Below are 13095 nucleotides of genomic sequence, written 5' to 3' on the forward strand. Positions count from 1 at the left end.
CCCCAGACACCCCATCTCATTTTATTTTGTTATATCCGCTGCGCTGGAACGTGAGCAACGGATAAGCAACCCGTCTTTTATAAAGCCACGTAAATACCCCCACGTCAATTACTGCGAAATCGCTTCAGCAAACGAGTAAATACCCGTAATTTGCGAAATTTAACTCAGGGGGCGCTGGATAAGCATCGCTTATGGAAATGTGACGATCGTCACCGTTCCGCCCCGGGAGAGCGGGGCGGAAAAAGAGGGCGATTTTAGTGCCAGCAGAAGTGGTGAACCACCTGGCTAATTAGCTCCCGCGTCGGCTTGATAAAGCGCGTCTCCAGAAACTCGTCAGGCTGATGGGCCTGATTGATCGAGCCCGGGCCGAGAACCAGCGTTGGGCACAGCGTCTGGATAAACGGCGCTTCGGTACAGTAGTTCACCACGTCGGTCTGGGCGCCAAGCAGTTTCTCAACCACCTGCACCAGCTTATGGTCCGGCGGGCACTCGTAGCCGGGGATCGGCGGATGCAGCTCCGAGACCGTCAGGCGGCCCGGCCAGCGTTCGCTTACCGGGGCCAGCGCCTCGTCCAGCAGACCATTGAGGTCGTTGAGGGTCATCCCCGGCAACGGGCGGATGTCCATATGCAGTTCACAGCAGGCGCAGATACGGTTTGAGGCATCGCCGCCATGGATGGCGCCGAGGTTGAGGGTCGGGTAAGGGACCGTGAACGCCTCGAAGTGGTAGCGCTCTTTTAGCAAATCGCGCAGCTGCATAATCCGACCGATGGCGTCGTGCATCAGCTCGATCGCGTTGACCCCGCGCGCCGGATCGCTGGAGTGGCCGGACTGGCCCTGAATACGGATCGCGTTGGACATATGTCCTTTATGGGCGCGGATCGGCTGCAGGGAGGTGGGCTCGCCGATGATGGCGCAGTCGGGGCGCAGCCGGGTGGTTTCGGCAAAATAGCGCGCGCCGGCCATGCTGGTCTCTTCGTCGGCGGTGGCCAGAATATACAGCGGTTTTTTCAGCGTGGTGACGTCGACATCGCGCAGGGCGTCGAGAATAAAGGCGAAGAAGCCTTTCATATCGGCCGTGCCGAGGCCGTAGAGCTTGTTATCGTGTTCGGTAAGGGTGAACGGATCGCGCGTCCAGCGGCCGTCATCGAACGGCACGGTATCGGTATGCCCGGCGAGCAGCAGGCCGCCGGCGCCGTGTCCGGTGCTGGCCAGCAGGTTGAATTTATGGCGCGTATCCGGCACCGGCTGTACCTCGACATTAAAGCCGAGATCGCGGAACCAGCCGGCCAGCAAATTGATTAAAGACTCATTGCTCTGATCGAGAGCCTCTTCGGTCGCGCTGATGGACGGTGTGGCGATCAACGCGCGGTAAATCTCGATAAAGGGCGGTAAATTGTTTTTCATTGTTGACACACCTTGGGTCGTGATAGTATCAATATTCATGCATTTATTGTGAATAAAAATACAATATCGTTGAGCGTAAGAAAACCCATCGAATGTAAGGAGATGCGCTTCCAATGTTAAATACGCTGATTGTGGGTGCCAGTGGTTATGCCGGCGCAGAGCTGGTGACCTATATCAATCGTCATCCGCATATGAACATAACCGCTTTGACGGTCTCCGCGCAAAGTAATGATGCGGGAAAATTAATTTCCGACCTGCATCCGCAGCTCAAAGGCATTGTCGATATGCCGCTGCAGCCGATGTCCGATATCAGCGAATTCAGCGCTGGCGTGGACGTGGTGTTTCTCGCCACCGCGCACGAAGTGAGTCACGATCTGGCGCCGCAGTTCCTTGCCGCCGGCTGCGTGGTGTTCGATCTCTCCGGTGCCTTCCGCGTTAACGATGGGGCGTTCTACGAAAAATATTATGGTTTCACTCATCAGCATCCCGACCTGCTCAAACAGGCGGTGTATGGTCTGGCGGAGTGGAGCGCGGATGCGCTTAAAGAAGCGCAGTTAATTGCGGTGCCTGGCTGCTACCCGACGGCGGCGCAGCTGTCGCTGAAGCCGCTGATTGATGCCAGTCTGCTGGATCTCAACCAGTGGCCAGTGATCAACGCCACCAGCGGGGTGAGCGGCGCGGGACGCAAAGCCGCGATCGGCAACAGCTTCTGTGAAGTCAGCCTGCAGCCATACGGCATCTTTAACCATCGTCATCAGCCGGAGATTGCCAGCCACCTCGGAGCGAAGGTGATTTTTACCCCGCATCTGGGTAATTTTAAGCGCGGCATTCTGGAAACCATTACCTGCCGCCTGAAGCCGGGCGTTGGCCATGCGCAGATCGCGGCGGTTTACCAGCAGGCTTACGCCGATAAACCGCTGGTACGTTTATATGATAAAGGCGTGCCCGCATTGAAAAGCGTCGAAGGTCTGCCATTCTGTGATATCGGTTTTGCCGTGCAGGACGACCATCTCATCGTCGTCGCGGCAGAAGATAACCTGCTGAAAGGCGCCGCAGCGCAGGCGGTGCAGTGCGCGAATATTCGTTTCGGCTTCGCTGAGACGCAGTCTCTTATTTAAGGTGTGATGATGAACCCATTAATTATCAAACTCGGCGGCGTATTACTCGATAGCGAAGAAGCGCTGGAGCGTCTGTTTACCGCGCTGGTCAATTACCGTGAAGCGCACCAGCGTCCGCTGATTATCGTCCATGGCGGCGGCTGCGTGGTGGATGAGCTGATGAAGCAGCTCAACCTGCCGGTGCAGAAGAAAAATGGTCTGCGGGTGACGCCGGCTGAGCAAATCGACATCATCACCGGCGCGCTGGCGGGAACCGCCAACAAGACGCTGCTGGCGTGGGCGAAAAAGCACGGTCTGGCCTCTGTCGGCCTGTTCCTCGGCGATGGCGATAGCGTGAAGGTGACACAGCTGGATGCTGAGCTGGGTCATGTCGGGCTGGCGCAGCCGGGCTCTCCGACGCTGATCAACACCCTGCTGGCGGGCGGTTACCTGCCGGTGGTGAGCTCTATCGGCGTGACCGACGAGGGCCAGCTGATGAACGTCAATGCTGACCAGGCGGCGACGGCGCTGGCGGCTACCCTGGGGGCGGATCTGATCCTGCTGTCTGACGTCAGCGGTATCCTCGACGGTAAAGGGCAGCGTATTGCCGAGATGACCGCCGAGAAAGCGGAGCAGCTGATCGAGCAGGGGATTATCACTGACGGCATGATTGTCAAAGTGAATGCGGCCCTCGACGCGGCGCGTGCTCTGGGCCGTCCGGTGGATATCGCCTCCTGGCGTCACGCCGAGCAGCTGCCGGCGTTGTTTAACGGCACGCCTATCGGCACTCGTATTCTGGCTTAAGATTTCATGCCCGGCGGCGCGTTGTCTGCCGGGCTTACAAGACCGTAGGCCGGGGAGGCACAACGCCACCGGCGGAACTAACGAATAAAGGAAGCATGTTATGGCACTTTGGGGCGGGCGTTTTACACAGGCAGCAGATCAACGGTTCAAACAGTTCAACGACTCGTTGCGCTTCGACTATCGTCTGGCGGAGCAGGATATCGTTGGCTCTGTCGCCTGGTCGAAAGCGCTGGTAACGGTCGGCGTACTGAGTGCCGATGAACAACAGCAGCTGGAAGAAGCGCTGAACGTGCTACTGGAAGAGGTGCGCGCCAATCCGCAGCAAATCCTCGCCAGCGATGCTGAAGATATTCACAGCTGGGTGGAAGGCAAACTGATCGACAAAGTGGGTCAGTTGGGCAAGAAACTGCATACCGGCCGCAGCCGTAACGACCAGGTCGCTACCGATCTTAAACTGTGGTGCAAAGATACCGTTGTCGAACTGCTGTCGGCGAACCGCCAGCTGCAGAGCGCGCTGGTGGAGACGGCCCAGCAGAACCAGGACGCGGTGATGCCGGGGTACACCCACCTGCAGCGCGCCCAACCGGTGACGTTCGCGCACTGGTGTCTGGCCTATGTCGAAATGCTGGCGCGCGATGAAAGCCGCCTGCAGGACGCGTTGAAGCGCCTCGACGTTAGCCCGCTGGGCTGCGGCGCGCTGGCGGGGACGGCGTATGAAATCGACCGCGAGCAGCTGGCCGGCTGGCTGGGCTTTGCCTCCGCCACCCGCAACAGCCTCGACAGCGTGTCCGACCGCGACCATGTTCTGGAGCTGCTTTCCGATGCCTCTATCGGCATGGTCCATCTGTCGCGCTTTGCGGAAGATCTGATTTTCTTTAACTCTGGCGAAGCGAATTTCGTCGAGCTTTCCGACCGCGTAACCTCAGGCTCCTCGCTGATGCCGCAGAAGAAAAACCCGGACGCCCTGGAGCTTATCCGTGGCAAATGCGGCCGCGTGCAGGGCGCGCTGACCGGCATGATGATGACCCTGAAAGGGCTGCCGCTGGCCTACAACAAAGATATGCAGGAAGATAAAGAGGGACTTTTCGACGCTCTGGATACCTGGCTCGACTGCCTGCATATGGCGACCCTGGTGCTGGATGGTATCCAGGTGAAACGTCCGCGCTGTGCGGAAGCGGCGCAGCAGGGCTATGCCAACGCCACTGAGCTGGCGGATTATCTGGTGGCGAAAGGCGTACCGTTCCGCGAGGCGCACCATATTGTCGGTGAAGCGGTGGTGGAAGCCATTGCGCAAGGGAAACCGCTGGAAGCGCTGGCCCTGGCCGACCTGCAGAAATTCAGCCCGGTGATTGCGGACGATGTTTATCCGATTCTGTCGCTGCAGTCCTGCCTTGATAAACGTGCGGCAAAAGGCGGCGTCTCGCCGCAGCAGGTGGCGCAGGCTATCGACGAGGCGAAGGCCCGTCTGAGCTAATCCACAGATATCTGCCTTCCCTGACCCGGCCGAGTCCAGCGACGCCGGGTTTTTTATGCAAAAAAAAAGCGGACGCAAGGTCCGCAAAAGTTCACGTTGGCTTTAGTTGTTCGGGTAGAGAAACAGTGTGACGAGTCAGTGGTTTTCACAGGTTCACCGTCTTTATGGGCGTATTATTGAACAGAAAACTTGATAGGGATAATCGTTCGTTGCTATGCTATCTATCGCCATGGACTATCGTGGCGATGGAGGATGAATAATGAATATTCGCGATCTTGAATACCTGGTAGCGCTCGCCGAACACCGCCACTTCCGGCGGGCGGCTGACTCATGCCATGTGAGCCAACCGACGCTCAGCGGACAGATCCGCAAGCTGGAGGATGAGCTTGGCGTCATGCTGCTGGAGCGCACCAGCCGTAAGGTTCTGTTTACCCAGGCGGGGCTGTTGCTGGTGGATCAGGCGCGTACCGTGTTACGCGAAGTAAAAGTGCTCAAGGAGATGGCAAGCCAACAAGGGGAAACCATGTCCGGGCCGCTGCATATCGGCTTGATCCCGACAATTGGCCCGTACCTGCTACCGCACATCATTCCGATGCTGCATCAGACCTTCCCGAAGCTGGAAATGTATCTGCACGAAGCGCAGACCCATCAGCTGCTGGCTCAGCTCGACAGCGGTAAGCTCGACTGCGCCATCCTGGCGCTGGTCAAAGAGAGCGAGGCCTTTATCGAGGTGCCGCTGTTCGATGAGCCGATGATGCTGGCTATCTATGAAGATCATCCGTGGGCAAACCGCGACCGGGTGCCGATGTCGGATCTGGCCGGTGAAAAGCTGCTGATGCTGGAGGATGGCCACTGCCTGCGCGATCAGGCGATGGGCTTCTGCTTTGAAGCGGGGGCGGATGAGGATACCCACTTCCGCGCGACCAGCCTGGAAACGCTGCGCAATATGGTGGCGGCAGGCAGCGGTATTACCCTGCTGCCTGCGCTGGCAGTGCCGCAAGAAAGAAAACGCGATGGCGTGGTCTACCTGCCGTGCATTAAGCCAGAGCCAAGACGCACCATCGGTCTGGTTTACCGTCCGGGCTCACCGCTGCGCAGCCGCTATGAACATCTGGCGGAGGCCATCCGCGGCACGATGGATGGCCATTTCGACAAGGCGTTAAAACAGGCGGTTTAAGCCGTTCAGCGCGGCAACCCGGTACGCTTCCGCCATGGTCGGGTAGTTAAAGGTGGTGTTGACGAAGTACTCAATGGTGTTACCACCACCTTTCTGCTCCATGATCGCCTGGCCGATGTGAATGATTTCGGCTGCGCGTTCGCCAAAGCAGTGAATGCCGAGGATCTCCTTGGTTTCCCGGTGGAACAGGATCTTCAGGGTTCCCACGCTCATGCCAACGATTTGCGCCCGCGCCAGGTGTTTAAACTGAGCGCGACCCACCTCATACGGCACTTTCATCGCCGTCAGCTGCTGCTCGGTTTTCCCGACGGAGCTGATTTCCGGAATGGTGTAGATCCCGGTCGGGATATCTTCAATCAGATGCGCTGAGGCTTCGCCTTTCACCAGCGCCTGGGCGGCAATGCGTCCTTGATCGTACGCCGCGGAGGCGAGGCTCGGATAGCCGATGACATCCCCAACCGCATAGATGTGCGGAAGGGCGGTCTGGTACATGCTGTTGACCTTCAGCTGGCCGCGACTGTCGGTCTGCAGTCCGATGTTTTCCAGCGCCAGAGTGTCGGTATTGCCGGTGCGGCCGTTGGCGTACAGCAGGCAGTCCGCTTTGAGCTTTTTCCCGGATTTCAGATGCATGATGACGCCGTCATCAACGCCTTCAATCTTTTCGTACTCCTCGTTGTGGCGAATGACCACGCCGCTGTTCCAGAAGTGATAGGAGAGCGAATCTGACATCTCCTGATCGAGGAAGGCCAGCAGACGATCGCGGGTGTTGATCAGATCGACCTTCACCTCCATGCCGCGGAAGATCGACGCATATTCACAACCGATTACCCCGGCGCCGTAAATGATCACATGGCGCGGCTCATGCTGCAGGCTGAGAATCGAATCGCTGTCATAGATGCGCGGGTGGTGGAAATCGACATCCGCCGGATGATAGGGGCGAGATCCGCAGGCGATAACGAATTTCTCCGCGGTCACCGTCTCGACCGTGCCGTCATGGCACTCCAGCGCCAGAGTATGCTCATCAACGAAGTGGGCATTGCCCTGCAGAATTTCACAGTGGTTGCGCTCATAGAATCCCTGGCGCATATGAGTCTGCTGGTTGATGACGCTGTCGGCATGGTTAAGGATGTCGGCGAAAGAAGAGCGAAGAAGGCGGGAGTGGTCGCTGTAGAGGGGGTTTTGGTTAAACTCGATAATACGGCTGACGGCATGGCGGAGGGCTTTCGACGGGATGGTGCCCCAGTGGGTGCAACCGCCGCCGACATTATGGTAGCGCTCGATGACGGCAACGCGTGCTCCCTGTTTCACCAGTCCCATGGCTGCGCCTTCGCCGCCAGGACCGGAACCAATCACTATTGCATCATAATCCCAAGAGTGTGACATGGCATTACTCACCTGTTTTATACATAAAATAAACACGATGATAACATTCGCTGCGCTTTAACCCAATTATCGTTGTGCTTTTTTGCGGCATAAAAGCAGAAACGGCTCGTAAACAATCATTCACAATCCAGGGCAAACCGATTAGTTTTAATCTCTGGTATAGTGCCAGCAGGGCTATTGGAAGGATTCATACATCGTGATGGGCGTAAGAGCACAACAAAAAGAAAAAACCCGCCGTTCGCTGGTGGAAGCGGCATTCAGCCAACTTAGCGCTGAGCGGAGTTTCGCCAGCCTGAGCTTGCGTGAAGTGGCGCGGGAAGCAGGGATCGCGCCGACGTCCTTTTATCGTCATTTTCGCGATGTCGATGAGTTAGGCCTGACGATGGTCGATGAGAGCGGACTGATGCTGCGCCAGCTGATGCGCCAGGCGCGCCAGCGGATTGCCAAAGGCGGCAGCGTGATCCGCACCTCGGTCTCGACCTTTATGGAGTTTATCGGTAACAACCCGAACGCTTTCCGCCTGCTGCTGCGCGAGCGCTCGGGAACGTCTGCGGCGTTTCGCGCCGCCGTCGCACGCGAAATCCAGCATTTTATTGCGGAACTCGCCGACTATTTAGAACTCGAAAACCATATGCCGCGCGCCTTTACCGAAGCGCAGGCTGAAGCTATGGTCACCATCGTTTTTAGCGCTGGCGCTGAAGCGCTGGATGTCGGCCCTGAACAGCGCCGACAGCTGGAAGAACGGTTGGTACTGCAGCTCAGAATGATCTCTAAAGGCGCGTATTACTGGTATCGCCGTGAACAAGAAAAAATGTCACATCATTCCGAATAACGTGAAGGACGAGCAATGAAACACTCAGTTCAAGATAAAGGTACGCTGCTGCTGGCGCTGATTGCCGGGTTATCTATTAATGGCGCCTTTGCGGCGCTGTTCAGTTCGATAGTTCCGTTTTCCGTCTTCCCCATCTTATCCCTGCTGCTGACGGTCTACTGTCTGCATCAGCGCTATCAGAATCGCAGTATGCCCGTCGGGCTACCGGGCCTGGCCGCCGCCTTTTTTATTCTCGGGGTGCTGTTGTACAGCACCGTCGTGCGTGCGGAGTACCCGGATATCGGCTCTAACTTCTTCCCGGCCGTTCTGTCCGTCGCGATGGTCTTCTGGATTGGCTACAAGATGCGTAACCGCAAAAATACCGCCGCTGAATAAGCCGCCAGTGATAAAAAACCGGCAATATGACGTTGCCGGTTTTTTTTTGGCCTATTTCCGGGTCAGCAGAACGCCGCACTCCATGTGATGGGTATACGGGAACTGGTCGAACAGCGCCAGCCGGGTAACGTTGTGCGTCTGGCTTAGCGTTTCCAGATTACGGCACAGCGTTTCCGGGTTGCACGAAATGTACAGTATGCGCGGATAGGCCTGCACCATTTTCTCCGTTTCACTGTCCAGCCCGCTACGCGGCGGATCGACGAAAATAGTCTCGCACTGATAGCTTTGCAGATCGATACCCTGCAGCCGGTTGAACTCACGCACGCCGTTCATCGCCTGAGTAAACTCTTCAGCCGCCATGCGGATAATCTGCACGTTGTCGATATGGTTGGCGGCGATGTTGTACTGCGCCGCCGCCACCGACGGTTTGGCGATTTCGGTGGCCAGTACGCGATCGAAATTACGCGCCAGCGCCAGCGAGAAGTTACCGTTGCCGCAGTACAATTCCAGCAGGTCGCCGGTCGCCCCTTTGGTGACATCCAGCGCCCACTCCAGCATCTGAATGTTCATGGCCGCGTTCGGTTGGGTAAAGCTGTTTTCCACCTGACGGTAGATCATCTCCCGACCGCCAACCGGCAGGCGTTCATCTATATAATCCTGATCGAGCTCGATTTTAGTTTTAGTCGCCCGACCAATCAGATGCACATTGAGCCCCTGGGCTCGCAGGGCGTCACGCAGCGCCTCCGCTTGCTCACGCCAGGCATCATCGAGCTTTTTATGATACAGCAGCGAGACGACCGCCTGGTTGCTGAGGGTGGTCAGATAGTCAATCTGAAACAGCTTATGGCGCAGCACGGGATTGTTGCGCACGCCCTCCAGCATAGCGGTCATCAGCTGATTGATGAGCGCGCTGGCGGCCGGGAAGCTGTCAACGCGAATCCGCGACCGGGTCTGCTGATCGAAAATAATATGGTACAGGTCGTCGCCATCGTGCCACAGACGGAACTCGGCGCGCATACGGTAGTGGCTGACCGGCGAACGAAACACTTCCGGAACCGGCGCGGCAAAAGGCGCCATCATGGTTTGCAAACGGACGACTTTTTCTGCCAGCTGCGCTTCGTATTGTTCGGTAGGAAGGTGTTCGGGGGTCATGATGTATCCTGAATAAAATAAGTACGCGGGGATTGTAGGGAAAGCGCCGGGGATGTCCAGCCTCGAATGCCGCGGGAAATATAATTAGCAGTCTGGACATCTATATGTTTCTGATTGTAGCATTCGCCTACCGGTCCTGTGAGTTAAAAGGGAACCCAGTGGAAATCTGGGGCTGACGCGCAGCGGTAAGGAAGGTGAGAAATGAGCGCACTCGGTGCAGACACTGCGGTTAGCCGTGGGAAGTCATTATTTCTTGAAACAGCCTCCAAGCCCGAAGACCTGCCGGAATACGTCGCACTGGGTTTTATCGTCGCGAGCAACTGATAAAACCTGCGGCATCCTTTTTCTGTTTCGGATGCTTTTACAATGATTAAAAAAGCTTCGCTGATGACGGCCTTATCCGTCACGGCATTTTCCGGCTGGGCGCAGGACAGCAATTCAGACACGTTGGTGGTGACAGCAAACCGTTTTCAACAGCCGGTCAATACCGTGCTGGCGCCGACCGATATAGTGACGCGCGATGACATCGACCGCTGGCAGTCCAAAGATTTAAACGATGTCATGCGTCGTCTTCCCGGGGTCGATATTGCCCGCAACGGCGGCATGGGGCAGAGCGCTTCGCTGTATGTTCGGGGGACGGAGGCTCGCCACGTGCTGGTGCTGATCGACGGCGTGCCGATGGCGCGTCCGGGGATCTCCAACGGCGTGGATATCAGTCAGATCCCTATCTCTCTGGTCCAGCGGGTGGAATACATTCGCGGCCCGCGCTCCGCGGTGTACGGCTCCGGGGCGATCGGCGGGGTGGTGAACATCATCACCATGACCGATGCTGAGCGTTCGCAGATCAACGCCGGCGCGGGAACGAACGGCTATCAGTCCTACGATGGCGCCTTTAACAAGCGGTTTGGCGATACGCTGGTTACCGCTGCCGGCGCCTATCAGACCACCAAAGGGTTTAACGTCCAGCCGAACTCCTCTTATAGCGGCGACAGCGATCGCGACGGCTACCGCAATAAAATGCTATGGGGCGGGGTACAGCATCAGTTCGATGACAACTTCTCGGGGTTCTTCCGCGGCTATGGTTATTCCGCCAATGCTGACTATGACCAGGGTAACTGGGGCTACGCAGGTGGAAACGATGAAGATCAGTCCTATACCCAATCCTGGGACACCGGTCTGCACTACCATTCCGGAATTTACTCCTCCCAGCTGATTGCGAACTATCAGCGCATTAAAGATTACAACTACAGCAGCGACGCTGGCCGCTATGCCGCGGGCACCACCCTGGATGATATGGAACAACGCTATATCCAATGGGGAAATAATGTTGTGGTGGGCCATGGCGCAGTGAGCGGTGGCGTAGACTGGAAACAGGAGAAGCTGAAATCCAGCGGAACGACCAGTACCGACGTGTATAAGCGCGATACCACCGGTCTTTATCTGACGGGCCAGCAGCAGATTGACAGCGTGACGCTGGAAGCTTCCGGCCGTGAGGATCATGACGAGCAGTTTGGCTGGCACGGTACCTGGCAGACGGCGGCAGGCTGGGAATTTATCGAGGGTTATCGGACAACGCTCTCGTACGGTACAGGATTCCTCGCCCCCTCCCTCGGACAGCAGTACGGCGCGGAACGTTTTGGCATCGCCTCTAACCCGAACCTGAAGCCAGAGGAGTCGAAGCAGTGGGAAGCGGGCCTCGAAGGGTTGACGGGGCCGGTCGACTGGCGTCTCTCCGCGTATCGCTATGAGATTCAAAACCTCATCGATTACGACAACAACGCCTATTACAACGTCAAGTCTGCGACGATCAAGGGGCTGGAGTGGACGGGGAATGTCACCACAGGGCCGGTGGAGCACCATCTGACGCTGCAGTATGTTGACCCTCGCGATGATGAAACTAACAAGATCCTCTATCGCCGGGCGAAGCAGCAGGTGAAATACGAGCTGAACGGCCAGGTCTACGATCTGGGGTGGGATGTGACGTATCACTACATCGGCAAGCGCTACGATTATGATTACGACAACTCGCGTACCGTCAATATGGGTGGGTTGAGCCTCTGGGATGTCGGTTTATCGTATCCCGTCACCTCACACCTGACAGTTCGTGGTAAAATAGCCAACCTGTTCGATAAAGATTACGAGACAGTTTATGGCTACCAATCTGCAGGACGGGAATACACCTTGTCTGGCAGCTACACCTTCTGATCCACGTCCCACCGTGCTGGTGTTTGATTCCGGCGTCGGTGGGTTGTCGGTTTATAATGAGATTCGGCAGCTGCTGCCGAATCTGCATTACATCTATGCTTTCGATAACGTTGCCTTCCCCTATGGCGAGAAGAGCGAGGCGTTTATCGTTGAGCGCGTTGTGGAAATCGTCACCGCTGTCCAGCAGCGTTATCCCCTGGCGCTGGCGGTGATCGCCTGCAATACCGCCAGTACCGTCTCCCTGCCTGCTCTGCGTGAAAAGTTCGCCTTCCCCGTTGTCGGCGTGGTGCCGGCGATCAAGCCCGCCGCCCGCTTAACGGCGAACGGCATTGTCGGCCTGCTGGCGACGCGCGGCACCGTAAAGCGTCCTTATACCCGTGAGCTGATCGACCGCTTTGCCAATGAATGTCGGATTGAAATGCTGGGGTCGGCGGAGCTGGTGGAGCTGGCGGAAGCGAAGCTGCACGGCGAGCCTGTGCCGTTAGAAGAACTGCGCCGTATCCTGCGCCCGTGGCTGCGGATGCAGGAGCCGCCGGATACGGTGGTGCTGGGCTGCACCCACTTTCCTCTTTTACAGGAGGAGCTGCAGCGCGTTCTGCCCGAGGGCACGCGGCTGATCGATTCCGGCGCGGCGATTGCCCGTCGCACCGCCTGGCTGTTAGAGCATGAAGCGCCGGATGCGAAGTCCAGCGACGAGAATAAAGCATTCTGCATGGCGTTGACGGCAGAAACGGAACAACTTTTACCCGTTTTGCATCGCTATGGCTTCTCGACGCTGGAAAAATTACCGCTTTAACGGCGTTTTGCACAAAAAAGAGACGGTTGAATAATTTTTTGAAAACAGGGCTTGTCAACGTCTCAGAACTCCCTATAATGCGCCTCCACTGACACGGAACAACGGCAAGCAAGCCGCCGGGTCAGCAGGGTTTCGGCGATGAAGTTCAGCGCTGAAAACCGACAGAGAAAAGCAAAATAAGGGCTTGACTCTGAATGAGGAAAACGTATTATACGGGACCTCGCAACGGTGAGCTGAAAGCCGCGTTGCAACTGCTCTTTAACAATTTATCAGACAATCTGTGTGGGCACTCAAAGTGACATGGATTCTTAACGTCTTCGGACGAAAAATGAATACCAAGTCTCAAGAGTGAACACGTAATTCATTACGAAGTTTAATTCTTTGAGCATCAAAC

11 protein-coding genes and 1 riboswitch are annotated in these 13095 nt (G+C 56.9%); of the genes, 8 read left to right on the forward strand and 3 right to left on the reverse strand.

All coding sequences use genetic code 11. The features are described 5' to 3' along the window. Nucleotides 1-254: 254 nt before the first annotated feature. Nucleotides 255-1406, reverse strand: a complete 1152-nt coding sequence (argE, locus tag K5R89_RS18040; protein ID WP_023291537.1) for an acetylornithine deacetylase — start codon at nt 1404-1406, stop codon at nt 255-257. Between the two features lie 113 nt (nt 1407-1519). On the opposite strand from argE, the gene argC reads away from it, so the two are divergent. From argC to oxyR, 4 genes are all read left to right on the forward strand, one after another. Beyond that, the gene (gene argC / locus K5R89_RS18045; protein WP_025710967.1) at nt 1520-2524 is read left to right on the forward strand and encodes an N-acetyl-gamma-glutamyl-phosphate reductase; all 1005 of its coding nucleotides are present in this window, start codon (nt 1520-1522) and stop codon (nt 2522-2524) included. 6 nt (nt 2525-2530) lie between these two features. Next, nucleotides 2531-3307: an acetylglutamate kinase gene (gene argB, locus K5R89_RS18050; RefSeq protein WP_085955164.1), complete on the forward strand. Its 777-nt coding sequence runs from the start codon at nt 2531-2533 to the stop codon at nt 3305-3307. Between the two features lie 100 nt (nt 3308-3407). After that, nucleotides 3408-4781, forward strand: coding sequence for an argininosuccinate lyase (gene argH / locus K5R89_RS18055; protein ID WP_044520936.1), 1374 nt, complete (start codon nt 3408-3410; stop codon nt 4779-4781). Nucleotides 4782-5040: 259 nt separating this feature from the next. Further along, complete coding sequence (oxyR, locus tag K5R89_RS18060; RefSeq protein WP_002883015.1) at nt 5041-5958, forward strand: DNA-binding transcriptional regulator OxyR; 918 nt, start codon at nt 5041-5043, stop codon at nt 5956-5958. Here the strand turns inward: oxyR and sthA are convergent. Then, the gene (sthA, locus tag K5R89_RS18065; protein WP_002883016.1) at nt 5941-7341 is read right to left on the reverse strand and encodes a Si-specific NAD(P)(+) transhydrogenase; all 1401 of its coding nucleotides are present in this window, start codon (nt 7339-7341) and stop codon (nt 5941-5943) included. The genes oxyR and sthA overlap by 18 nt on opposite strands. A gap of 196 nt (nt 7342-7537) precedes the next feature. Between sthA and fabR the strand changes: the two genes are divergently transcribed. Both fabR and K5R89_RS18075 read left to right on the forward strand, forming a co-directional pair. After that, nucleotides 7538-8173 (forward strand): HTH-type transcriptional repressor FabR, encoded by a 636-nt coding sequence (gene fabR, locus K5R89_RS18070; RefSeq protein ID WP_004151856.1) that lies wholly within the window; start codon nt 7538-7540, stop codon nt 8171-8173. A gap of 15 nt (nt 8174-8188) precedes the next feature. Continuing rightward, nucleotides 8189-8548: a YijD family membrane protein gene (locus K5R89_RS18075; protein WP_004203691.1), complete on the forward strand. Its 360-nt coding sequence runs from the start codon at nt 8189-8191 to the stop codon at nt 8546-8548. A gap of 51 nt (nt 8549-8599) precedes the next feature. Here the strand turns inward: K5R89_RS18075 and trmA are convergent, their stop codons facing one another. Beyond that, a complete protein-coding gene (trmA, locus tag K5R89_RS18080) occupies nt 8600-9700 on the reverse strand; it encodes a tRNA (uridine(54)-C5)-methyltransferase TrmA (RefSeq protein WP_004203692.1) in 1101 nt (366 codons plus the stop codon). A gap of 114 nt (nt 9701-9814) precedes the next feature. Then, nucleotides 9815-10002: riboswitch (cobalamin riboswitch) on the forward strand. A gap of 64 nt (nt 10003-10066) precedes the next feature. Here trmA and btuB point away from each other — a divergent pair. After that, complete coding sequence (btuB, locus tag K5R89_RS18085; protein WP_032454489.1) at nt 10067-11905, forward strand: TonB-dependent vitamin B12 receptor BtuB; 1839 nt, start codon at nt 10067-10069, stop codon at nt 11903-11905. Then, nucleotides 11850-12701, forward strand: coding sequence for a glutamate racemase (gene murI / locus K5R89_RS18090; protein WP_044520945.1), 852 nt, complete (start codon nt 11850-11852; stop codon nt 12699-12701). The genes btuB and murI overlap by 56 nt, the downstream gene beginning before the upstream one ends. Nucleotides 12702-13095: the final 394 nt, after the last annotated feature.

This window comes from Klebsiella sp. TF21-TM (assembly GCF_019753495.1).
Taxonomy (GTDB): Bacteria; Pseudomonadota; Gammaproteobacteria; order Enterobacterales; family Enterobacteriaceae; genus Klebsiella; species Klebsiella quasipneumoniae.